Here is a 23,301-nt window from a genome sequence, read left to right as displayed (position 1 = left end):
TGCGCCGTGCCTGCGTCCATGTTTCTCGCTGGCAGGGAACTACCGAAGAACGCGCTTCATGACAAGCGCCGTGGAGAGGGCGCCGTTTTCCTGCTTGTAATAACCCTTGCGTTCCCCGACCTTTTCGAAGCCGAGCTTGCGATAGAGGCCAAGCGCTGCCGTATTGCCGGCGTCGACCTCGAGAAACATGCTCTCGCCGCCGCGGGCGCGCGCTTCCCGCATCGCCGCTTGCATCAGCCGCCAGCCGAGCCCGGCGCGGGCGACCTTGGCCTGGACGGCGATCGTCAGGATCTCCGCTTCGCCCGCGACATGGCGGGCCAGGATGAAGCCGGGAAGCGGCTTTTTCAGGATGGCGTTGGTCTGGCGCGCGACGAAGCCGAACACGGTCTCCTGCATCAGCAGCCCGTGAAATTCACCGTCGCCCCAGGGTCGGGCAAAACGCTCGCCGTGCAGGACGGCGACGTCGCGGCAATCCTCGCGCTCCATGGCAATGATCTCGAATTCCGGCTTCAGCGTCAGATAGGCTTCCAGCATCGTCATACTCGTCGGGCAATCGCATACCCGGCCTGCGGCTTGGCATCGGGTCCGCGCAGATAAAGGGGCTTCGGCTTTCCGGCATCGGGGGAGGCGGCAGCACCGAGGCGCGCCACGATAGAGATCGGGAAACTGTTGGTATGATCGCTGCCGGCGTCGGCCTTCAAGAGCGGCGTCGCCGAACCGGTGATCTCGCCGTCGAAGCTTTCAGCAAAAGCTTGCGCTTGCGCAACGCTTAGCGCCCGTGGCGCGTCAAGGGGAGAACCGTCTGATGAAAAGGACTGAAGGTAGATTTCGTCCCGCTTGGCGTCCATCGCTGCCAGCACGGCGCGATGAGGCGTCTTCTCGCGCTGGGCTGAGGCCATGACCTCGAGCGTGGTGACGCCGACGGCGGGCACATTGAGCGAAAGCGCAAAACCGCGAGCGGCGGCAACCCCGACGCGGATGCCGGTGAACGAGCCGGGACCGATGGTGACGGCAATCCGGTCGATATCGGATAGCGTCATATCGGCCTGTTCCAGTGCGCGATCGACGATACCGATCAGATGTTCAGCATGCCCCTTGCCGATCATGTCCGATGCCTCCCCCAGCATCGTATTCCTGCCGCTGTCGTAAACGGCGGCAGCGCAGTCTACACCTGCCGTGTCGAGCGCCAGAACAATCATGCCATCAATTTCCGAAAAATCTATTGTCGCCGGATGATAAATTCATCCGGCCGAACGGGAGATGAACGGCCGGACGAACGCACGTTTTTAAGCGGCGATCACTTCCTGCACTTCCGGGACGAAATGGCGCAGCAGGTTCTGGACGCCATGCTTCAACGTCGCCGTCGAAGAGGGGCAACCGGCGCAGGAACCCTTCATGTTCAGATAGACCTTGCCGTCCTTGAAGCCGCGGAAGGTGATGTCGCCGCCGTCCTGGGCAACGGCCGGCCGCACGCGGGTCTCCAGCAGCTCCTTGATGGTCAGCACGATCGATTCGTCGCCTTCGTCAAAGAACTCGTCGCCGGCATCGACGTCCTCGGAAAGGATCGAGGCATCACCCATGACCGGCTTGCCGGACATGAAGTGCTCCATGATCGAGCCTAAAATAGCCGGCTTAAGATGCTGCCATTCGGCATCGTCCTTGGAGACGGAAATGAAATCATAGCCGAAATAGACGCCGGTCACGCCCGGGATTTCGAACAGGCGGGCAGCAAGCGGCGAAGCTTCGGCTTCCGCAGCACTGCGGAATTCGGCCGTGCCGTTTTCCATCACCACCTTGCCCGGCAGGAACTTCTGCGTGGCGGGATTCGGCGTGGCTTCGGTCTGAATGAACATCTGGGTCTCCATGCGGCGGCCCATGGCTTCGCCGTCTTTAGAATTCTTCAAAAGAAGATAAGCCGATTGCCGGTTCCATTCAAGAGATTTTTACTCAAGAAATTCTCAGCAGAGGGCGTCGATTTCCTCATTGGTCAGCGTATCCGGCAGCACCGTGACCGGGATCGGAAACGCCGCCGCGCGGCCGGCAATCGACGAAACCAGCGGTCCCGGACCTTCCTTCGCCGAACCGGCGGCCAGAACGAGGATCGCGACATCGCGGTCGTCCTCGATCACCGCGTTGATCTGTTCGGCCGCACCGCCTTCGCGGATGACGATCTCCGGCTCGATGCCGATGGTCTCGCGCACGATCTGGGCGATCTTGGCCACCACCGCCTCGGCCTCCTCACGCGCCTCGGCCCGCATGATCGCCTCGACGCCCAGCCATTGCTGGAAATCCCCGTCGGGGATGACGTAGAGCAGCACCAGCCCGCCATTGGAATTCTTCGCGCGCCGGCCGGCATAATGAACGGCGCGCTGGCATTCGGGTGTCCCGTCGATAACCGCCATGAATTTGCGGCGATGACCTTCGAGCCGTGAGAGTCGCTTCGATACCATGGCGCGGACTCTGACACCCGAAGCAGAAAAATTGCAAGCTCAGTTTTTCCTCTTCTCCCCTCGGGAGAAGTTCCCTCTTCCCCCAGCCGGGAGAAGAGGAGACGCGCCTTAATAGAGGAAGCCGATGACGTCGCGGACCTGGCGCATCGTCACCTCGGCGCGGGCCCTGGCGCGTTCGCCGCCCTTACGCAGGATCGCGTCGATATGGCTGGTATCGTCCATCAGCCGGCGCATCTCGCCGGTGATCGGCGCCAGCACATGGATGGCGAGATCGACCAGCGCCGGCTTGAAGACGGAGAATTGCTGGCCGCCGAATTCGGCAAGCACGTCGGCCTTGGACTTGTCGGCCAAGGCGGCATAGATGGCCACCAGATTGTCCGCTTCCGGCCGGCCCTGCAGCCCGTCCACCTCGCTCGGCAAGCCGTCCGGATCGGTCTTTGCCTTGCGGATCTTCTTCGAGATCGCGTCCTCGTCGTCCATCAGATTGATGCGCGACAGGTCGGAAGGGTCGGATTTCGACATTTTCTTGGTGCCGTCGCGCAGCGACATGACGCGCGGCGCCGGCCCGCCGATCAGCGGCTCGACCATCGGGAAATAGGCATGCACCGGCTCGTTGCCGACGGTGATGTCGACGCCGTAACCGGTCTTGCCGATATGCTCGGCATAATCGAGATTGAACTTCATCGCGATGTCGCGGGCAAGTTCCAGGTGCTGCTTCTGATCCTCGCCGACCGGCACATGGGTGGCGCGATAGACGAGAATGTCGGCGGCCATCAGGCTCGGATAGGCGTAAAGGCCGAGCGAGGCCTGCTCGCGGTCCTTGCCGGCCTTGTCCTTGAACTGCGTCATGCGGTTCATCCAGCCGATGCGGGCGACGCAATTGAAGATCCAGGCAAGTTCGGCATGCTGCGGCACGGCCGACTGGTTGAAGACGATATGTTTTTCCGGATCGATGCCGGCGGCGATGAAGGCGGCGGCGATGGAGCGCGTCTGGCTCGGCATGTCCTCATGCACCAGCTGGGCGGTGAGCGCGTGCATGTCGACGACGCAATAGATGCAGTCATTGCCGTCCTGCAGCGCCACGAAGCGGCGGATCGCGCCGAGATAATTGCCGAGATGCAGATTGCCGGTCGGCTGCACGCCGGAGAATACGAGTTTCTTGAATTCGCTCATGTCGTCCTCAATAGGCTGGTGGAGGGCCCACAGCTTTGGTTTGCTGCATGGCAGCAGGGTTGTTCGCCCCTGTTGCTAACGCCGCGGCTTATGCACGGGCAGCCGGCCGCAATCAAGGGGTTCAGGCAGCGGCATGCTGGATCAGATCGAAGCTGTTGCCGTAGGGATCGGCAAACACCGCGACCGTGCCATAAACCTCATGCCGCGGCTCCTCCAGAAAGCGCACGCCAGCGGCAAGCATTGCGGCATGGTCGCGGGCGAAATCGTCGGTCTTCAGGAAGAAGCCGACGCGGCCGCCCGTCTGGTTGCCGATCGCCGCCCGCTGCGCCTCGTTTGCCGCCTGCGCCAGCAGAAAGGCGGCGCCATCTCCGCCCTTGGGCTTCACTACCAGCCAGCGCTTGCCCTCCGGCTGCGTCTCGTCCTGAAGGCAATCGAAACCGAGGGCGTCGCAATAGAAAGCCTTGGCGCGGTCGTAGTCGTCGACGACGAGGGTGACGAGGAAAAGCGACTGGATCGTCATGTCATATCTCCGGTTGAGATGTTTATTCCCTTTTGGGTCGGCGATTTCCGTTGTTTTAAGCCAAAGTGATACTCACAATTGAGTATAAAATTTCACAGAAAAGCTTTTATTGAACTGAAAATCCTCGACCGTGGAGGTGCGTGCGATGGCCGCCCTGTCAACCGCCCGGAGGGACCATGCAGAACGCCAGTTTGCTCGCCATGGCAGGCCTTTTCGCCCTACAATCCGCAACCGGCGCCGTCGGTCAAGACAGCAAAAAACCGGCGATCCATCTTTCCAAGCAAGAGGCGCGCCTCGCCTACACCGTCCAGACCGTCAGCGTCCGCGCCGGCTGTTTTCCCGAGCGTCTTCGGGCGGTGCTGTCGCATATCGCCTTAAAAACCGGACGCCGGCCGATGATCACCTCCGGCCTCAGGCCGCATCCCCGACGCCATGGATCCCTGCACGGCAAATGCCTGGCGGCCGATATCAGGATGCCGGGCCTGTCGGAACGCACCATCATCGCTGCCGCCAGAAGCGCGCCGGGGATCGGCGGCATCGGCACCTATTGCAACGGCATCGTCCATGTCGATGTCGGGCCGCAGCGGCGGTGGGTGGATTGTTGACGCAGAGTGGTTGTTCCGGTTTGTGGCCGGCGAAGACCCCTCCCCAACCCCTCCCCACAAGGGGGAGGGGCTAACCTGCCGCACTGTATAGCGCCAAGCAGCAACCTTGCGGATGAAACAATGAAGTGGAACGCGTCGGGTGCGGCATCTAAGCCCCTCCCCCTTGTGGGGAGGGGTCTTGAATCGTGGCTCGACGATGCCGGCATGCAACGGGCCGGCAGCGGCAATCTCCCTAGCCTTGCGGGTCCTTTGCCGGCACCGGCTTGCGGTTCAGGTTGCGCCGGATCATGCCGAGATCGGCTCCGCCGATCAGGAAGGCGGCGGCGAAATAGACCAGCATGGAAATCCCGATCAACAGCCCGAGCGTGCCGATCTTGGTCAGAAGCGGCGCGCCGGAGGCAAGCGCAGGCGCGAAGTGCTGTTTGAGGAAGACGATGGCGCCGCCCATGACGGCTGCGGCGACGATCAGCAGCGCGGTGCGTTTTGCCAGCGCCCATTCCCAGGTCAGATGGCCGCGGCGCAGAAGCGTGGTGAACAGCAGGAGCGTGCTGATCCAGCCGGCGGTAGCTTCGGCAACGGCGATGCCGGGCGCGCCCATATAGGGAAAGAGGGTCAGCGCCGTGGCGCAGTTGGTGGCAACGGCGATTGCCGAGAAACGCATCGGCGTCTTGGTGTCCTCGCGGGCATAAAAGCCCGGCTGCAGCGCCTTGATCAGCACGAAGGCCGGCAGGCCGATGCCGTAGATCGCCAGGATCGAGCCGACGACGGCCGTGTTTTCCTGATGGAAGGCGCCGCGCTCATAGAGCACGCGGATGATTTCGTCTGACAGGATCCACAGCGCGAAGGCGGCGGGGATCGTCAGGAACAGCACGAATTCGATCGAGCGGTTCTGCAGGTTTCCAGCCTCGCGCAGATTGCCGCCCTTCAGCGCCCGGGCGAGTTCCGGCAGCAGCACCACGCCGACGGCGACGCCGACGACGCCGAGCGGCAGCTGGTAAATGCGGTCGGCATATTGTAGCGCTGCGATCGCGCCGTCGCGGGAGGAGGCGATCGCCTGGCCGATCAGCTGGTTGATCTGGGTGATGCCGCCGGTCACTGCCGCCGGCACCGCCAGGATCAGCAGCCGCTTGACGTTCGGGGTCATCTTCGGGAAGCGGAAACCGATGCTCATGCCGGCGGCAAGCACGCCGACATAGACGACGGCGAGCTGCAGCACACCGGCGGCAAGCACGCCCCAGGAGAGATACCAGGCCGTCGTCAGCGGATCGGCGCCGGTATAGAGCGCATAAAACAGCGCCCCGATCATCACCACGTTGAGGAAAACCGGCGCGATGGCCGCGGCGAAGAAATGATGCAGCGAATTCAGCATGCCGCTCATCATCGCCGTCAGCGACATGCACATCAGATAGGGAAACATCACCGCCGCCATGCGGATGGTGATCGAGAATTTCTCGGGATCGTCGGCGAAGCCCGGCGCGATGACGAAGCGCACCAGAAGCGGCATGGAAAGCTCCATCACGATGGTGATGAGCAGCAGCACCGAAAACAGGACGCCGAAGACTTCCTCGGAAAAGCGCTTGGCGCCATCCGTGCCGTTCGCCTCGATCTCCTTGGCAAACAGCGGCACGAAGGCGGCGTTGAAGGCGCCTTCGGCAAACAGCCGGCGGAACAGGTTCGGAAAACGGAAGGCGGCGTAGAAGACGTCGGCCATCGGCCCGGTGCCGAGGGCGGCGGCCATCAGCGTTTCGCGGGCGAAGCCGAACATGCGGCTGCCGAGGGTAGCGCCGCCGACGGTCGCGAATTTTTTGACGAGGCTCATGCTTGATAGCTCATGCGGGGGAATCGGCTTTCTTTTCAGCGGAGGGCGTTGTCCGGGCGGTGGCGGCCGGCGCGATGATGCCGGAGGGCATGCGCTCGCGCAGTTCGTCTTCCTCCTCGGCCATGACAGCCTTCATCCGGGCGGTGATATTGGCGCGCTTGCTGTCGCCGGAGATTTTCTGTCCCACAAGATCGGTGACGTAGAAGGTGTCGATCACCTTCTCGCCGAAGGTGGTGATGCGGGCCGACTGGATGTCGAGCGACAGATCGGAGAGCACGGCGGTGATCTCCGACAAGAGGCCGGGCCGGTCGAGGCACTCGACCTCGATGACGGTGAATTTGTTCGAGAGGCTGTTGGTGATGTTGACCGACGGCGGAATGACGAAGGCCTTGCTCTTCTTGCGGTTGCGCGTGCGCGTGGCGATGACTTCGGGCAGGCGCTTGCGCCCCGACAGCACGTCCTCGATCATCCGTCCGATCGTGCCGGCACGGCGCAGTTCGTCGGCATCGTCGGAAAACTCGCGGCTGACATGGATCGTATCGAGCGCCCGCCCGTCCGACGTCGTGAAAATCTGCGCGTCGACGATGTTGGCACCGGCCGCCGCACAGGCGCCGGCAATGACGGCGAGCAGGCGCGGGTGGTCGGGCGACAGCACGGTGATTTCGGTGATCGCGTGGAAACTGTCGGTGCGCACCGTCGTGGCGAGCGCCTGTCCCGCCTTGTCGGCCTGGCGGATGAAATGGGCGTGACGGATCTGGTCTTCCAGCGGCACGGAGAGCAGATAGGGCTGGTAATGCAGCTTGGTATAGGTGTTGCGGTCCTTCTGGCTCCAGTCGGAGAGCGCGCCGCGCAACGCCTCGGCGGCGGCGTTCGCCCGCTCCTTGCGCGAGACTTCCGAAAAACCGCCTGCCAGAAGCAGCTCGGTTTCATAATAGAGGGTCCGCAGCAGCTGGCCCTTCCAGCCGTTCCAGACGCCGGGGCCGACGGCGCGGATATCGCAGATCGTCAGGATCAGCAGCATCTTCAGCCGGTCGAGCGACTGCACCCGGTCGGCGAAATCGGTGATGGTCTTGCGGTCGGTGAGGTCGCGGGTCTGCGCCACCATCGACATGGTCAGATGTTCCTCGATCAGCCAGACGACGATCTCCGTCTGTTTCTGCGACAGGCCGAAGCGGGCGCAGAGCTTGCGGGCGACGCGGGCGCCGGCGACCGAGTGATCCTCCAGCCGGCCCTTGGCGATATCGTGCAGAAGCACGGCGACGTAGAGCGCCTCGCGGTCCTCGATGTTCGCGATCAGCTTGTTCGCCAGCGGATGCAGATCCTCGGACCGCGACTTGTCGATCTCGGAGAGAACGTCGACGGTGCGGATCAGATGTTCGTCGACCGTATAGTGGTGATACATGTTGAACTGCATCATCGCGACGATCTTGCCGAAATCGGGAATGAAACGGCCGAGCACGCCGGCCTCGTTCATGCGGCGCAGGATCAGCGCCGGGTCGCGTTTCGAGGTCAGGATCGACATGAACAGGCGGTTGGCTTCGTCGTTTTCCCTGAGCCGGTTATCGATCAGCGCCAGCGAACGGGTGACGCGTTTCAGCGCATCGGGATGAAATTCCAGCCCGTTGATGTCGGCGACATGGAAGAGCCGCAGGATGCTGACCGGATCGCGCTTGAACACTTCAGCGTCGGCGAGCGCGATGCGGCCGCGGTCTTCGACGAATTCGACGCTGCCGGCGATCTTGCGGGTGCGATGGGTAAACCGGCTGATGACGCCGGTGAGGCCGGGGATCGACTTCGCCTGCTGGTCTTCGAGCGCGGCGCACAGGATGCGGGTCAGATCGCCGACATCCTTGGCGACGAGGAAATAATGCTTCATGAAGCGCTCGACGGCCGAAAGGCCCGGCCGAGTGTGATAGCCGAAGGCTTCGGCGATCTCGCGCTGGATGTCGAAGGACAGCCGTTCCTCGGCCTTGCCGGTGAGGAAATGCATATGGCAGCGCACCGCCCAGAGGAAATCGTCGGCTTTCTCAAGCAGGCGGTATTCGTGCTTTGACAGGACGCCGAGCTTGACCAGTTCGGCCTGGTCGCGCACGTGATAATAATATTTCGAGATCCAGAACAGCGTGTGCAGGTCGCGAAGCCCGCCCTTGCCTTCCTTGACGTTGGGCTCGACGAGATAGCGTGTATCACCGGCCTTGCGGTGGCGCTCGTCGCGCTCGGCAAGCTTGGCGGCGATGAATTCAGGACCGGTGCCGGTGACGATTTCCTTGTCGAAGCGGGTCTCGAGCTCGGTTTCCAGCCGCTGCAGGCCGCAGATATAGCGCATCTCCAGGATCGCGGTGCGGATCGTCATGTCGGATTTGGAAAGCGCGATGCATTCCTCCACCGTGCGGGTGGCGTGGCCGACCTTGAAGCCCATGTCCCAGAGCACGTAGAGCATGAATTCGACCGCCTTGTGGGTCTCCTCAGTCGGTCTCGGCGGGAAGAGGAAGAGCAGGTCGATATCGGAGCCGGGCGCCAGCGTGTCGCGGCCGTAGCCGCCGACGGCGGTGACCGCGAACTTGTCCTTCTGCTGCGGAAAGATATGGGCGGTGGCGAAATTGTAGAGGACGGTGATGATCTGGTCCTGCAGCCAGGAAATCCTGTAGGCGCAATTCAGCCCGCCGCCATCGGCCATCAGCGCGGCCCGCGCCTTCTGCCGGCCTTCCGTGCTGGCCTTTTTCAGGACGGCGAGAAGGTCGGAGCGCAGCACGTCAGGCCGATTGCGATTGGCCTCGGCAACGGCGTCGCACTGCTTCTGCAACAGCTCGACGTCGAGGATAGGGGAAAAATCAAGCGCGCGCATCGCTGTCGCCGGGGCAGTTTCCTGTTCATGCCGGGCGGCCGGATCCGGGCTCGCCTCGTGTTTCGTCTGCATGCGCTATAACCCCTTCGTCAGGCGATCGACACGCGCCCTCATACTGCAAGAACCTTTAAATTTGGCGAAATGGTGTTGGTAGACCGCGTGGCGGCTTTCCCGAAAAACTCAGAGGGCGGCCCGCGCATTCAGCAAATGCAGCACCTGCCGCGTCTCTCTCATGATCTCCTCGAGCGACTGCCGGTCGCATTCGCGATAGCCGGCCTTGGCGATCGACGTGCCGAGTTCCGAGATCATAGCGCAACAGCGGGTGATTTTCAGCATCCCGATCGGCGACGTCCAGCCGCGCGCATTGCGGTCGGCGTCGGCCCGCCGCATCGTGTCGAGCATCGAGCAGATGAGCGACAGGCGCTCCGTTTCGCGAACCAGCTTTTCCATGAACATCGCGTGCCGCTGCCCTATTTCAGTTTCTTCTTGAGGTCGTAAAGCGCGTCCATTGCCTCGCGCGGCGTCATGTCGTCAAGGCTCATCGTCTTCAGCGCCTCCTCGACCTTGGACGGGCCGCGGGCCGTGTCTTCACGCCGCACCGCCACCTGGAAGAGCGGCAGGTCGTCGATCAACTGGCTGGCCGGGTTCTTGCGGTCGGCATCTTCGAGGCGGGTGAGCACGTCGCGGGCCCGCGCCACCACCGAGGCCGGAAGCCCGGCCAGGCGGGCGACCTGGATGCCGTAGGAGCGGTCGGCCGCACCCGGCCCGACCTCGTGCAGGAAGATGACGTCGCCGTCCCATTCCTTGACGCGCATCGTGGCGTTCGATAGCCGGCCAAGCTTTTCCGAAAGTACGGTCAACTCGTGGAAATGCGTGGCGAACAGGCCGCGGCAGCGATTGGCTTCGTGCAGGTGCTCGACGGCGGCCCAGGCGATCGACAGGCCGTCGAAGGTGGCGGTGCCGCGGCCGATCTCGTCGAGGATGACCAGCGAACGGTCGCTCGCCTGATTGAGGATCGCAGCGGTTTCGACCATCTCGACCATGAAGGTGGAGCGCCCGCGCGCCAGGTCGTCGGAGGCGCCGACGCGCGAGAAAAGCCGGTCGACGATGCCGATATGGGCCGAGGTCGCCGGCACGAAGCAGCCCATCTGCGCCAGGATAGCGATCAGCGCGTTCTGCCTGAGGAAGGTCGACTTACCGCCCATGTTGGGGCCGGTCAGCAGCCAGATCGCGCCGTCCTTGTCGCCCGATTTCGGCGACAGATCGCAATGGTTGGCGACGAAGGGGCCGCCCGCCTGCCGCCGCAGCGCCTGCTCGACCACAGGATGACGGCCGCCCTCGATGGCAAACATCTTCGAGCCGTCGACCTGCGGGCGGCAATAGGCCTGCTCCTCGGCGAGCAGCGCCAGACCAGCGGCAACGTCGATGACGGCAAGCGCCTGGGCGCCGGATTTGATCGCCTCGGCTTCCGCAACCACCGCCGCCGTCATCTTTTCGAAGGCGGCGAGTTCGATCGTCAGCGCCCGATCGGCGGCATTGGCGATGCGGCTTTCGAGATCGGCAAGTTCGGTGGTGGTGAAGCGCATCGCGCTGGCCATCGTCTGACGGTGGATGAAGCGGGCCTTGGCCTCAGCCGTGTCCGTCATCGGCGAGGCATTGCCGGCGGTGACCTCGATGAAATAGCCGAGAATATTGTTGTGCTTGATCTTCAGCGAGCGGATGCCGGTCTCTTCGGCATATTGCAATTGCAGGCCGGCGATCACCCGGCGCGACTGGTCGCGCAGCGCCCGGACCTCGTCGAGCTCGGCGCTGGCGCCGTCGCGCAGGAAGCCGCCATCGCGTTTCAGCAACGGCAGTTCCTCGGCAAGCGTCTCGGCGAGCAGGCTTTCGAGTGCTTCGGGAAGGGCTTGCAGTCCGGACAGCGCCTGGCCGAGCTCCTCCGGCAGCATCGCGCTGGCGAGCGCAGCCGCAACGTCGCTCGCCGCCTGCAGGCCGTGGCGGATCGCCGAGAGATCGCGTGGGCCGCCGCGGTCGAGCGCCAGACGCGACAAAGCGCGCGGCATGTCGGGCACGTGTTTCAGCGTGTCGCGCAGCTTGCCGCAGAGCGAGGGTTCGTCGATCAAAAAGCCGATCGAATCGAGCCGGGCATTGATGCGGGCGGGGTCGGTCAGCGGCGACATCAGCCGCTCGGCCAGAAGCCGTGCGCCGCCGCCGGTGACCGTGCGGTCGATCGCCTTCAAGAGCGAGCCGTTGCGGTCGCCCGACAGTGTCCGGGCCAGTTCCAGATTGGCGCGGGTGGCGGGATCGATGAACAGCGTCGACGCCGCACTTTCCCGCTCCGGCTGCCCAAGCGGCGGACGCTCGGCGATCTGCGTCTTCTCGACATAGGCGACGGCGGCTGCCGCCGCCGCCAGTTCGGCGCGCGAGAAGCTGCCGAAGCCGTCGAGCGTCGCGACGCCGAAATAACGGGCGATCCGGCCTTCGGCGCTGGCGCTGTCGAAGAGCACGGAAGGCTGCGGCACCGCGGTGCGGCCGAGCACGTCGAAGACCGGTTTCAGTTCCGGATCGTGGAAGATCGTGTCGGGCAGGATGAGTTCGCGCGGATCGATGCGCAGGATATCGGCAAGCAGCCGCGAGGCTTCGGTCTCGGCCAGCCGGAAGACGCCGGTGGAAATATCGATCCAGGCAAGCGCCAGCAAGGGCTCGGCCCCGCCGCGAATGCGGGTCAGCGCCATCAGATAGTTGGATTCCGAGGGCGAAAGCAGCTTTTCCTCGGTGATCGTGCCGGGCGTGACCAGCCGGACGACATCGCGCTTGACGACGGATTTGCCGCCGCGTTTTTTCGCTTCGGCCGGATCCTCGACCTGCTCGCAGACGGCGACGCGGAATCCGAGCGAGATCAGCTTCTGCAGATAATCGTCGGCCGCATGCACCGGCACGCCGCACATCGGGATGTCCTGGCCCATGTGCTGGCCGCGCTTCGTCAGCGTGATGCCGAGCGCGCGTGAGGCTTCCAGCGCATCCTCGAAGAACAGCTCGTAGAAATCGCCCATGCGATAGAACAGCAGCGAACCCGGATTGTTCGCCTTGATCTCGATATATTGCTCCATCATCGGCGTCGCCGAGGCACGGCTTTCCGCCGTGGCAAGCTCGGCAGCCGAAAAGGCTTCATTCCCTGTGTCTATTCGTGCGTTCACGGAGGTGCAGTTTTTCCCAAAAAAACAGGTGCCAACCCTATCCGCGCGCCGCTATAGATGACAACAGCATTTGAGGAAGAGCGAAGCGTCGCCCACAGGACGTTGGAGGATTTATGCCCGATATCGATAAGAATGACCGGCCGGCGACATCAGTTACCGACCAGGAGGCGCTCGATTTTCACGCCACGGGCCGCCCCGGCAAACTGGAAGTCGTCCCGACCAAGCCGATGGCGACGCAGCGCGACCTGTCGCTTGCCTATTCCCCGGGTGTCGCCGTCCCCGTCAAGGCGATCGCCGCCGATCCGCAGACGGCCTATGATTATACGGCGCGCGGCAACATGGTCGCCGTCATTTCCAACGGCACGGCGATCCTGGGTCTCGGCAATCTCGGCGCACTCGCTTCCAAGCCGGTCATGGAGGGCAAGGCGGTGCTGTTCAAGCGCTTCGCCGACGTCGATTCCATCGACCTCGAAATCGATACGGAAAATGTCGACGAGTTCATCAACTGCGTGCGTTTCCTCGGCCCCTCCTTCGGCGGCATCAATCTCGAGGATATCAAGGCGCCGGATTGTTTCGTCATCGAAAGCCGGCTGCGCGAGCTGATGGATATTCCCGTCTTCCACGACGACCAGCACGGAACGGCGATCATCGCCGCCGCCGGCCTGATCAACGCGCTTGAGCTGACCGGTCGCGACCTGAAGACGACGAAGCTCGTCTGCAACGGCGCCGGTGCTGCGGCGATCGCCTGCATCGAGCTCATCAAGGCGATGGGTTTTGCGCCTGAGAACGTTATCCTCTGCGATACCAAGGGCGTCATCTACCAGGGCCGCACCGAGGGCATGAACCAGTGGAAATCGGCGCATGCGGCAAAGACCGATGCGCGCACGCTCGAGGAGGCGATGGAGGGCGCCGACGTCGTGTTCGGCCTGTCGCAAAAGGGCGCCTTTTCGGCCAAGATGATCCGCTCGATGGCGGATCGGCCGATCATCTTCGCCATGGCCAATCCCGATCCCGAAATCACCCCCGAAGAGGTGGCCCGCATCCGCGACGACGCCATCATGGCGACCGGCCGTTCGGACTATCCGAACCAGGTCAACAATGTCCTCGGCTTTCCCTATATCTTCCGCGGCGCTCTCGACGTCCGTGCCTCGACGATCAACGACGCGATGAAGATCGCCGCCGTCAAGGCGCTGGCAAACCTGGCCCGCGAGGATGTGCCGGATGACGTCGTTGCCGCCTATCAGGGCAACCGGCCGCGTTTCGGCTCGCAATACATCATCCCGGTTCCTTTCGATCCGCGGCTGATCTCGGCGATCCCGGTCGCCGTCGCGGAAGCGGCGATCGAAACCGGCGTCGCCCGCAGGGTCATCACCGATATGGCCGGTTATGCCCGCGAACTTTCGGCGCGCCGCGATCCGATCGCCTCGACGCTTGCCAGCCTCTATGAGCGGGTGCGCCGCCGCCCGAAGCGGATCGTCTTTGCCGAGGCCGAGGAAGAACAGGTCCTGCGCGCCGCACTCTCCTACGCCAACCAGCAGCTCGGCACCGCCGTCCTGCTTGGCCGCGAGGACCTGATCCGATCGACGGCCGAACGCGCCGGCATCGATCTCAACCGGCCGGGGCTGGAAATCGTCAATGCCCGTATTTCCACCCGGGTCGAGGCCTATATCGATTATCTCTATGCCAGGCTGCAGCGGCACGGTTATCTCCACCGCGACGTCCAGCGGCTGATCCACAACGACCGCAACCACTTCGCCGCCACCATGGTGGCGTTGGGTGACGCCGACGGCATGGTCACGGGCATCACCCGCAACTATTCCACAGCGCTCGAGGATGTGCGCCGCTGCATCGACGAGAAGCCCGGCCACCGCGTCATCGGCGTGTCGCTGGCACTCTGCCGCGGTCGCACGGTCTTCGTGGCCGATACCGCCGTGCACGACATGCCGACGGCCGAACAGCTTGCCGATATCGCCGAAGAGGCGGCGGGCCTGGCGCGGCGCATGGGCTATCAGCCGCGCGTCGCCATGCTCGCCTATTCCACCTTCGGTCATCCCTCGGGCGAACGCTCCGAGCGGGTGCGCGAGGCAGTGAAGATCCTCGACAAGCGTCGCGTCGATTTCGAATATGACGGCGAGATGGCGGCCGATGTCGCATTGAACCGCAAGGTGATGGAGCAATATCCCTTCTGCCGCCTTTCCGGCCCTGCCAACGTGCTTGTCATGCCGGCCTTCCACTCCGCCTCGATCTCGACCAAGATGCTGCAGGAGCTCGGCGGCTCGACGGTGATCGGCCCGATCCTGGTCGGTCTCGACAAGCCGGTACAGATCACCTCGATGGGCGCCAAGGACAGCGACATCGTCAACATGGCGGCGATCGCTGCCTATGGCGCGGGTTCGTAAACTCGCTCTGTCTCCCGTACGAGACGACATTCTGTGCCCGGCCGACAACATGTCGGCCGGGCACAGCTTTTCTGGCTTACCCACCGAAGCCATGGTTGAAAGGGTTTTCCTGATAAGTCATACTTTTGATACAAAGTGCGGGCCATAGATTTTATATTTTCATCAGCCCTTTAGGTTCCCATGCCGGAAAATGCATCCCCCCATTTCATTGCCCGATTTCAGGGGGCAACTTTCGACGATATGGTCGAGGCTCTGACCAAGGGGTTCGGTTCGTTCGACGCATGGCGCAACGGCCGAGAGAAACCACTCGACTGGAAGGTCGGGTTTTGGGGCGATGAGAGGTTGTCGCTGGTCAGCAACCAGGATTCCGGCGGCTGGGGTGCAAGAACGGCACAGGGAACGCCGGAAACTCTGGCCATCATCGTTCCGCGCATGGGGGCTCTCGATGTCGGCTTTGGCCGGACCGTGGCCGAAGCGATCCCGGGGCGGCTGTTGCTGACGAACAATCTTGAGCCGGAACGGGTTTCCGTGAGGGCAGCGCCGCACCGGTCCGACACACTCAGCCTCAGCTGGTCGATCATCGCTCAGACCGTCGCCGCCGTATTGGAGACCCCGCTGACCGGGGCAATGGACCTGGCGCCGGTCGTTGATCGTTCCACCGCGGCGGGACAGTTGATCGGCGGTCTCGCCCAGACCATGATCATCGGCATGCGCAACGACGGCCCGCTGCTCCACTCGCCAATTGCGATGTCGAACCTGATCCAGGCCTTTGCCGATCTGGTGGTGCGCTTGGTTCCTCACCGGCTCTCGCATCTCCTCGACAAGAAAATCCACCTGATCGCCCCGCGGCATGTCCGTCGCGCAATGGAATTCATGCATGCCAATATCGCGCAGCCGTTGACGATGCAGAGTGTCGCGGAGGCGGCGGGCATTTCCATTCGCGCTCTTGAAGTCGGTTTTCGTGCCTTTAAGGGAACGACACCGTCTGCCTACCTCAGGACGATCCGCTTGCAGGCGGTCCGGGAGGATCTGCGCGATCCTTCCAACCGGCAGCCGTTGCGGGACATCTGTTTGAAATGGGGATTCTTTCACCTCGGTCGTTTTGCGGCAACCTATCGGGCGGCGTATGGAGAGAACCCGTCGGATACGAGAAGGCGATACGATATGTGAGGGCACGCCCTCGAAGAGCCTGCAGCGCCGCGCGCCTTTTCAGACGCGCACAGGGCGCTGCAGCAGTTTGACAAGCAGACGGCTCAGCTCGCGAAGCGACCGGCGTCGGCGCCGTAATAATTCAGGTAGCGGTCGGAAATGCTGGAGATCGGCAGCACGATCAGCACGTCGGTCGTGTTGAAGGCATGATCGATGACCGCGCTGGAGCCGACCATCGCGCCGAGGCGCATATAACCCTTGATCAGCGGCGGCAGCGCCATCAGCGCCCGCTTCGGGTTGACGGCCTCGACCGGCATCAGATCCATGTTGCGGGCGAGATGCGGCAATGCGTTGACGGCCCATTCGTTCTTCGCCAGCACATTGTGGTAGAGGAAGGACAGCGCCAGCGCATGGCTTTCCAGATAGACGCCGGGGAAGGAGGCGCAGCCGAACATGGCGCTGACGCCGTGTTTCAGCGCATAGGCCCAGTTGCCCTGCCACAGAAGCTCGACGGTGCGTTTGGTGCGGTATTCCGGCAGCACGCAGGAACGGCCGAGCTCCATGAAGCGCTTGTCCGGATGTTTGGCAAGAAGACCCTCGATCTCGAATTCGGAAGCCGAGTAAAAACCGCCATTGGCCGCGGCGACATCCTGGCGCAGCAGCCGGTAGGTGCCGACGATCTGGTCTTCCGGGTCACCCTCGATCGTGCGGTCGAGAACGAGAAGATGGTCGCAGACAGCGTCATAGGCATCGACATCGCGCTGGCGGCGCATGGCATCCTGCGGCAGCTGCGCCTTCATTTCGTCGACGAAGACGCGGTAGCGCACGGCCTGGGCGGCATCGATCTCGCGCGCCGTGCGGGCAAGGCGGGTTTCCAGATTGCCGATGCGGCCGAGGATATCGCCGTCCGTCTGCGCAGCCGCCGTCGAGGGCCGTGCAGCCTCCGCGGTGGTGTCACGATTCAGGATGTCGATGGCGGACATGACGATTCTCCCGTTGCCGGCTTATCGACGCCATAAAACACTTCTCTGCGACAGGAAAGTGACATATCGAATTTGTGAACGCAAGAAGCGTGCCGGCCCCGCGGCACGTTACCGCGCCTCCGCCCGGCGGGCGGAAAGTGCGGCGACCGCCTGAACTTCGGTCAGCAGCCGCACCGGGTCGACCGGCTTGACCATGACGCGGTTGGCGCCGTTCAGCAAGACCTGGCGGCGCGATTCGTCGCTCTTGTCGGCGGTCAGCACGATCACCGGCACCGAGGCAAGGTCGAGCCGTCTTTCATGGCCGCGCAGGCGTGCGAGCATATCGATGCCGTTGCCGCCGGGCATCGACAGGTCGCTGATGATGATATCGGGCCGGGCGTTCGCCTCGCACAGGGCGCAATCGAGCAGCGTCTCGAAATCGTCGACATGGCGCACCTTATGCCCCCCCTTCTCCAGCACGACGCGCACCAGCATGGCATTGATCGGATCGTCCTCGCCAAGCAGGATGTTGAGCCCGCTGGCGGCAACCATCGTCTCCGCCGTCGAAAGGCCGAAGCCCGGCTGGTTGTCGTTCAGCGCGTCGCGCTTCTCCATGCCGCGCATGCGTCCGCGCAGCACGTCGATCAGCGACTGTTCGCGCAGCGGCCGGATGAGCCAGGCGTCGAAGAGGTCGAGCGGATGGGCGCTGCGCTCTTCCGGATTGACGAGCAGGACCTTGCGCAGGCCAAGGGCAGCGATTTCGGCGCGATCGGCAAGATGGGCGGAAAATTCCGCCGACATGCGGTGATCGATGATGATATCGGTCGGCCGCTGTCCGCTGTTTGCCAGGCCGAGCAGCGTTGCCCGCGCGCTCTCGCCGTCGCCGACCAGATGGCAGAGACCGCCGAGCGCGGTGATCGTCTCGGCGATGGCGGTGCGCGCAGCCCCCGCCGGCGCCAGCAGCACGACGCTGTTGCCGGCAAGCAGCGTATTGCGCCTGTCGGGGCGCTCGCTGCCGATATCGACCGGGAAGCGGATGGTGAATTCGCTGCCTTTGCCCTTTTCGCTGGCAACAGTCAGCGCGCCGTTGAATTCGCGCATGATGCGGGCGGAGATGGCAAGGCCGAGCCCGGTGCCGCTGCTCTTGTCGGCGACGGTCCCGCCCTGCTCGAACTCGCCGAAGACGCGCGCCTGCTCCTCCGCCGTCATGCCGGGACCGCTATCGGTGACGGTGATCGACAGGTCGTCTGCCTCGAGCGACACGCGAATGAAGACGCCGCCGGCCTGGGTGAACTTCACGGCATTGCCGATGACGTTGAACAGAACCTGGCGCAGCCGCGCCGGGTCGAAGCTCATATTCTCCGGCACGTCCGAAGACACCGTGGCGCCGATCTCGATGCCCTTTTCATGCGCCCGGTGGGCGAGCATCTCGACGACGCTTTCCAGAAGCTTGCGCAGCGATTCCGAGCGCGGGTGCAGCGCGAAGCGGCCGACCTCGATGGTGGAGAAATCGAGCAGGTCCTCGACGAGCTGTGTCAGCGCGTGGCCGGACTGGCGGATATTGGCGAGATAGTCCTGCTGCTCCTGCGTCAGCCGCGTCTCGGCGAGCAGATGCGTCATGCCGAGGAGGCCGGAAAGCGGCGTGCGCACCTCGTGGCTGACGGTGGCAAGCAGCCTTGATTTGGCGGCGCTGTTATATTCGGCCTTCTGCCGGGCCTCTTCGCGGCCCTGGGCGATCAGCCGCTCATCGGTCACATCACGCGCCACGCTCTGCAGCAGCAGGCGGCCGTTTGCCGGGTCGCGGGTGACGACGTCGCGCCAGAGAAAGATGCGCTGGCCGTCCGGCGTCGAGATCTCGACGTCGAAGCAGTGCGGTATCGGGCCGGGGCGGAAAGCAAGCCCGATTTCCTCGCAGCTCCGACCCTCCGGACGCAGCCGCCCGGTCAGGCGGCGAAACGTGTCGTTGGCCGAAATGATGCGCCGGTCCATGCTGCGGCTGACGGTGATGTCGCCGAGCACGTCGTGCACGTCGGCGAACAGCTTGGCGCCGTCGTTCCAATCCGGCAGCGATTTGCCGCCCCGCGGCGGCTTGCGCCGCCGAACCATCAGCACGGCATAGCTGGCGATGACGGCAAGGCCGAGAATGACAAGCCCACCCGAAAGCAGCAGAGGATCGCCGGCATGGGCAAGCAGCGTCAGGATCATCGCGGCAAGCAGACCGGCGCCGCCAAGCCAATAGACCAGCAGACGGCGTGTCGTTGCAGGCCCGATCTTGCCGTCATCGGCTGCCTCAGGCGCCGATGCGACCGGCCGCGGGAAAGAGACCGCCATCCGCTTTTCATGCGGTTTGGCGGCGGGTCCGCCGAAGGCGGCGGACAATCTTTCCTGCAACTGTCCCAGGTTCTGCATGCTATCTGGCTAACATGAGGCCTCTTCCGAATGCCTTCAGGAATTCGATAAGATTTTAGCGGCCGGCCGTTTTCGGCACCATCAGCTCGTCGAGAATGACGCAGGCCGCACCGATGGTGATGAAGCTGTCGGCGAGATTGAACACTGCGAAAGACCAGCTTTCGGTGTGGAAAAGAATGTAATCGATCACGTGGCCATAGGCGAAGCGGTCGACGAGATTGCCGATCGCGCCGGCGATGATCAGCGCATAACCGAGATGGGCGAGCCAGCGGTCCTTCGCCGTGCGGTACCATAGCCAGGCGACGAAGGCGACGATGATGAGCCGCATGCCGACGATGAACCAGCCGTCCATGCCCTCCAGCATCGAAAAGGCGACGCCGAGATTGTAGGTACGGTAGAGCGCCAGCATCGGAATAACCGGCACCGCCTCCTGCAGCGGCAGGTAATGATCGACCGCGATCTTGACGATCTGGTCGAGGAGGACGGCGACGATGATGAAGAAGAGGATCGGCGCCGGGCGCGAAAACAGCGCGGGGCGGGCAGGCGTCTGTTCGGTCATTTGCCCTCGGCAAGTGAGAGGAGATGGCGGCGCGCCTCGAAAAGCATGACGGCGGTGGCGACGGCGAGGTTCAGGGAATCGGCGCGGCCCTGCTGCGGAATGCGGGCAAGCGCGTCGGCTTGCCCGGCGAGCTGATCCGGCAGGCCGGATTGCTCGTTGCCCATCAAGAGCACGACGGGTTTCTTCCGGTAGTCGATGGTGCGGTAATCGACCGCGCCGGCAAGATGGGTCGCGACCACGCAAACGCCGGCCGATTTCCGCCAGGCGAGGAATTCCTCCGGCGTCGCGCGTGCGACCGGAACGGCGAAGACCGAGCCCATGGTGGCGCGCACGGTCTCGAGCGAGAAGGGATCGGTTGCCTCTCCGACCAGAATGACGCCGGAAGCCCCGGCCGCATCCGCTGTGCGGATGATAGTGCCGAGATTGCCGGGATCGCGCACGCGGTCGAGCGCCACCCAGGTCTCGCCCTCTCTCGGCCGGATGTCTTTGAGCGGCATCCAGCGCTGGTCGAAGATGCCGACGACCATCTGCGGATTGTCGCGGCGGGTGATCGAGCCGATCACCTTTTCGCTGACTTCGAGCACCAGCCCGCCGGAGGCGACGGTCTTGGCCGCCATCTGCTCGACCAGCGGCTTGCCCTTGGCGGCCTTGGCGTAGACCAGCGTGCGGATCGTCCAGCCGAGTTCGATCGCATCGATGACGAGCTTCAGCCCTTCGGCCAGGAAAGTCCCGCTCTCCTCCCGCGACTTCTTGTTCGTCAGGGCCTTGATGTCCTTGATGATGGGATTGGCAAGCGAGGTGACTTCCTTCACCTGGCCGACCCTGCGCGGTCCCTGATCGTGGAAGTCCTTGCTCATTTCGGCACCCAGCGGGAAAAGAGGGAGGTGGAAAGCGCGCGGCCCGGCGTCTTGCCGTCGAGGCCCGCTTCGCGGATGACCAGTTCGCCGGATTCGACCGCGCCGCCGGCGCCCCGCATCGTCTCGCGCATCAGCTCGTGGATCGAATAGAAGCTGGCGCGGATCGAATAGGCCGTCAGCACCAGACCCACCGCCTTCGGCGACAGGATCTCGCGGCAGACATCGAGCATCAAGGGCAGATGCTCGAAGAGATGCCAGACCTCGCCGTTCGGGCCGCGGCCGAATTTCGGCGGATCGGTGAGGATGATGTCGTATTGGCTGCCGCGACGTTCCTCGCGCAGGATGAATTTCATCGCATCCTCGCAGATCCAGCGGATCGGCAGCTTCTCCATGCGCCCGAGCGCCTGGTTTTCCCGCGCCCAGCCGATCGCCTTCTTCGAGGCGTCGACATGGGTGACTTCGGCGCCGGCCGCGGCGGCAACCAGCGAGGCGACGCCGGTATAGCCGAAAAGGTTCAGCACCTTCAGCGGCCGGCCTGCCTTTTCGACCTGCTCCTTCATCCAGCTCCAGTGCACGATCTGCTCCGGGAAGACGCCGACATGACGGAAGGCGGTGAAACGGCCGCAAAAATCGACGCCGAGCAGGTTGAGCGGCCAGGTCTCGCCGAGCGCCGCCTTCGGGAAGCGCCAGCGACCGCTGCCTTCCTCGTCGGTATCGCCGGTGAAGACGGCATCGACCTTTTCCCAGACATGGGCCGGCAGCGAAGGCCGCCACAGCGCCTGGGCCTCGGGACGGATGATGCGGTAAGGTCCGTATTGTTCCAGCTTTTCGCCGTTGCCGCTGTCGATCAGGTGAAAGTCGCCGGCCCCGAGCGATTCGAGGATGACGGGCACGCGCTCGATCGGGCGCTCGCCGCTGCGTGTCGTCAACGGCCGTTCGGCGGCGGCCGGCACGGCAGCCTCGCGCACCGCCTCACGGGCAGCCGGTGGCCGCGCGACCGGCTTGGCCGGCCGGCCGGCCCGATCGTCCCTGCGGCTTTCACCGGAAGGACCTGATGTCTTCTTCTGGCCCGGCCGGCGTTCTTTCTGTTTCAACGTGCTCTTCCGCGTCTCTGTCGGGCACAGCGCCCTTTGAATTATGCAGTAGCCCAGAAAAGCGTGCCGGATCAACTGCGCGCCGGCGGGGCATGTATTTCAAGCCTCGGATGACTGCCGGCGAAGCCAGCTTTCTGCCGCATACAGGGCTGCGACATGCATCGACTGCATGACGATCGCGCCGGACTGCAGATCGCCCAGGATGGCGGCAAGATCCGCAAACAGCAGTTCGACTTTTTCGCCGGGGTCGAACCGCGGTTGCCCGGCGCGGCTGAGGCCGAGCGCCAGCCAGCTCGTCACCGCGTTGCTGTGGCTCGCGGCATTCGGATAGGAGGTCAGCAGCTTGACGAAGGTCGAGGCTTCATAGCCGGTCTCCTCCCGGAGTTCGCGCCGGGCCGCCACCATCGCCGCATCGCCGCTCCCGCTGTCATCGCGCTCGACGCCGCCTGCGACGAGACCGTGGATGATCTCGCCGCGGCCGTGCCGGTATTCCCGCGTCAGCAGCACGCGCCCGTCGGGCATCACGGGCACGACGTTGATCCAGTCGGGATAGTCGAGCACATGGAAAGGCGCGACGACGATTCCGTCGGCGGTGAGGCAATCGTCGCTTCGCAGACGGATCCAGCGATCCTCGTAGGTGATGCGGCTTGCCGTCACGCTCCAGGGCTTCAATTCGTCACTCATCGCCAATTCCTTGCTCCGGAACGAGCGGGATAACATTCCTCTCCGCCTGGCAAAAGCCTTTCCCGCTGGGATAAGGTGAACGAATCGGAGATGGGGTTATCGAATGGATTTCACCGGCGAAGAACGCATCGCTGCGCCGCGGGATGTCGTCTGGGCAGCGCTTAACGACCCCGAGATCATGCGCGGCTGCATTCCAGGCTGCCAGAGCATCGAGCGGCTGTCGCCGGACACGTTCGAGGCGACGATCAAGGTCAAGTTCAGCCTGCTGTCGGCCACCTTCCATGGGCTGTTGACGCTTTCCAATGTCGATGCACCGAAGAGCTATACGTTATCGGCCGAAGGCAAGGGTGGTCTTGCCGGCTTTGCCAAAGGCAGCGCCGATATCGTGCTCGAAGAAAACGGCGCCGAGACCATCCTGCATTATCGGGCAAAGGCCGAACTCGGCGGCAGGCTTGCCCAGTTCGGCGCACGCCTGCTCGATTCGACCTCGCAGAGGCTCGCCGAAGGGTTCTTTTCGGATTTCAATGCCGCCGTCGTCGCGAAGATGGCGGCCGGCTGATCCCGCGCGCTTTGGGCTTG

Annotated in this window: 20 protein-coding genes; 4 read left to right on the top strand and 16 right to left on the bottom strand. The window is 63.8% G+C overall.

Annotated elements, in window-relative coordinates; genetic code table 11:
* Positions 1 to 39: 39 nt before the first annotated feature.
* The 6 genes from ATY75_RS27865 to ATY75_RS27840 all read right to left on the bottom strand — a co-directional run bounded on the left by ATY75_RS27865 (position 40) and on the right by ATY75_RS27840 (position 4,143).
* The gene (locus ATY75_RS27865; RefSeq protein ID WP_190241436.1) at positions 40 to 540 is read right to left on the bottom strand and encodes an N-acetyltransferase; all 501 of its coding nucleotides are present in this window, start codon (positions 538 to 540) and stop codon (positions 40 to 42) included.
* Positions 537 to 1,199: a tRNA (adenosine(37)-N6)-threonylcarbamoyltransferase complex dimerization subunit type 1 TsaB gene (tsaB, locus tag ATY75_RS27860; protein WP_088939998.1), complete on the bottom strand. Its 663-nt coding sequence runs from the start codon at positions 1,197 to 1,199 to the stop codon at positions 537 to 539. The genes ATY75_RS27865 and tsaB overlap by 4 nt, the downstream gene beginning before the upstream one ends.
* Positions 1,200 to 1,286: 87 nt before the next feature.
* On the bottom strand, positions 1,287 to 1,853 hold the full coding sequence (locus ATY75_RS27855) for a NifU family protein (protein WP_049730790.1): 567 nt from the start codon (positions 1,851 to 1,853) through the stop codon (positions 1,287 to 1,289).
* A 105-nt stretch (positions 1,854 to 1,958) separates the two neighbouring features.
* Positions 1,959 to 2,450: a universal stress protein gene (locus tag ATY75_RS27850; protein WP_003583845.1), complete on the bottom strand. Its 492-nt coding sequence runs from the start codon at positions 2,448 to 2,450 to the stop codon at positions 1,959 to 1,961.
* A gap of 108 nt (positions 2,451 to 2,558) precedes the next feature.
* Entirely contained in the window at positions 2,559 to 3,623 is a 1,065-nt protein-coding gene (trpS, locus tag ATY75_RS27845) for a tryptophan--tRNA ligase (RefSeq protein WP_088939997.1), read from the bottom strand.
* 121 nt (positions 3,624 to 3,744) lie between these two features.
* Positions 3,745 to 4,143 (bottom strand): VOC family protein, encoded by a 399-nt coding sequence (locus tag ATY75_RS27840; RefSeq protein WP_088939996.1) that lies wholly within the window; start codon positions 4,141 to 4,143, stop codon positions 3,745 to 3,747.
* 176 nt (positions 4,144 to 4,319) lie between these two features.
* On the opposite strand from ATY75_RS27840, the gene ATY75_RS27835 reads away from it, so the two are divergent.
* Positions 4,320 to 4,748: a D-Ala-D-Ala carboxypeptidase family metallohydrolase gene (locus ATY75_RS27835; RefSeq protein ID WP_088939995.1), complete on the top strand. Its 429-nt coding sequence runs from the start codon at positions 4,320 to 4,322 to the stop codon at positions 4,746 to 4,748.
* A 232-nt stretch (positions 4,749 to 4,980) separates the two neighbouring features.
* On the opposite strand, the gene murJ is transcribed toward ATY75_RS27835, so the two are convergent.
* From murJ to mutS, 4 genes are all read right to left on the bottom strand, one after another.
* Positions 4,981 to 6,567 (bottom strand): murein biosynthesis integral membrane protein MurJ, encoded by a 1,587-nt coding sequence (gene murJ / locus ATY75_RS27830; RefSeq protein ID WP_088939994.1) that lies wholly within the window; start codon positions 6,565 to 6,567, stop codon positions 4,981 to 4,983.
* A gap of 10 nt (positions 6,568 to 6,577) precedes the next feature.
* A complete protein-coding gene (locus tag ATY75_RS27825; RefSeq protein ID WP_088939993.1) occupies positions 6,578 to 9,484 on the bottom strand; it encodes a [protein-PII] uridylyltransferase in 2,907 nt (968 codons plus the stop codon).
* Between the two features lie 108 nt (positions 9,485 to 9,592).
* On the bottom strand, positions 9,593 to 9,868 hold the full coding sequence (locus ATY75_RS27820) for a hypothetical protein (RefSeq protein WP_007633762.1): 276 nt from the start codon (positions 9,866 to 9,868) through the stop codon (positions 9,593 to 9,595).
* A 14-nt stretch (positions 9,869 to 9,882) separates the two neighbouring features.
* Positions 9,883 to 12,609 carry a DNA mismatch repair protein MutS gene (gene mutS / locus ATY75_RS27815; RefSeq protein ID WP_088939992.1) on the bottom strand — a complete coding sequence of 909 codons (2,727 nt, stop codon included), beginning with the start codon at positions 12,607 to 12,609 and terminating at the stop codon, positions 9,883 to 9,885.
* A gap of 113 nt (positions 12,610 to 12,722) precedes the next feature.
* Here mutS and ATY75_RS27810 point away from each other — a divergent pair, with 113 nt between their 5' ends.
* Positions 12,723 to 15,008 (top strand): NADP-dependent malic enzyme, encoded by a 2,286-nt coding sequence (locus tag ATY75_RS27810; protein WP_088939991.1) that lies wholly within the window; start codon positions 12,723 to 12,725, stop codon positions 15,006 to 15,008.
* Between the two features lie 180 nt (positions 15,009 to 15,188).
* Positions 15,189 to 16,178, top strand: coding sequence for a helix-turn-helix transcriptional regulator (locus tag ATY75_RS27805; protein ID WP_088939990.1), 990 nt, complete (start codon positions 15,189 to 15,191; stop codon positions 16,176 to 16,178).
* Between the two features lie 83 nt (positions 16,179 to 16,261).
* On the opposite strand, the gene ATY75_RS27800 is transcribed toward ATY75_RS27805, so the two are convergent.
* The 6 genes from ATY75_RS27800 to ATY75_RS27775 form a co-directional block, all read right to left on the bottom strand.
* A complete protein-coding gene (locus tag ATY75_RS27800; protein ID WP_064836115.1) occupies positions 16,262 to 17,140 on the bottom strand; it encodes a GNAT family N-acetyltransferase in 879 nt (292 codons plus the stop codon).
* A gap of 108 nt (positions 17,141 to 17,248) precedes the next feature.
* Positions 17,249 to 19,528, bottom strand: a complete 2,280-nt coding sequence (locus ATY75_RS27795; protein ID WP_088939989.1) for an ATP-binding protein — start codon at positions 19,526 to 19,528, stop codon at positions 17,249 to 17,251.
* A gap of 55 nt (positions 19,529 to 19,583) precedes the next feature.
* Positions 19,584 to 20,087: a signal peptidase II gene (gene lspA / locus ATY75_RS27790; RefSeq protein ID WP_088939988.1), complete on the bottom strand. Its 504-nt coding sequence runs from the start codon at positions 20,085 to 20,087 to the stop codon at positions 19,584 to 19,586.
* Complete coding sequence (locus ATY75_RS27785; protein ID WP_088939987.1) at positions 20,084 to 20,944, bottom strand: RNA methyltransferase; 861 nt, start codon at positions 20,942 to 20,944, stop codon at positions 20,084 to 20,086. The genes lspA and ATY75_RS27785 overlap by 4 nt, the downstream gene beginning before the upstream one ends.
* Entirely contained in the window at positions 20,941 to 22,038 is a 1,098-nt protein-coding gene (locus tag ATY75_RS27780; RefSeq protein WP_088939986.1) for a class I SAM-dependent methyltransferase, read from the bottom strand. The genes ATY75_RS27785 and ATY75_RS27780 overlap by 4 nt, the downstream gene beginning before the upstream one ends.
* Positions 22,039 to 22,137: 99 nt before the next feature.
* Entirely contained in the window at positions 22,138 to 22,722 is a 585-nt protein-coding gene (locus tag ATY75_RS27775; protein ID WP_088939985.1) for an NUDIX hydrolase, read from the bottom strand.
* A gap of 103 nt (positions 22,723 to 22,825) precedes the next feature.
* Here ATY75_RS27775 and ATY75_RS27770 point away from each other — a divergent pair, with 103 nt between their 5' ends.
* Positions 22,826 to 23,281: a carbon monoxide dehydrogenase subunit G gene (locus ATY75_RS27770; protein WP_088939984.1), complete on the top strand. Its 456-nt coding sequence runs from the start codon at positions 22,826 to 22,828 to the stop codon at positions 23,279 to 23,281.
* Positions 23,282 to 23,301 lie beyond the last annotated feature (20 nt).

The sequence above is a fragment of the Rhizobium sp. N122 genome (genome assembly GCF_002211295.1).
Lineage (GTDB): Bacteria > Pseudomonadota > Alphaproteobacteria > Rhizobiales > Rhizobiaceae > Rhizobium.
The sequence above is the reverse complement of the archived record's forward strand: the minus strand, read 5'-3'. Positions and strand labels throughout refer to the sequence as shown.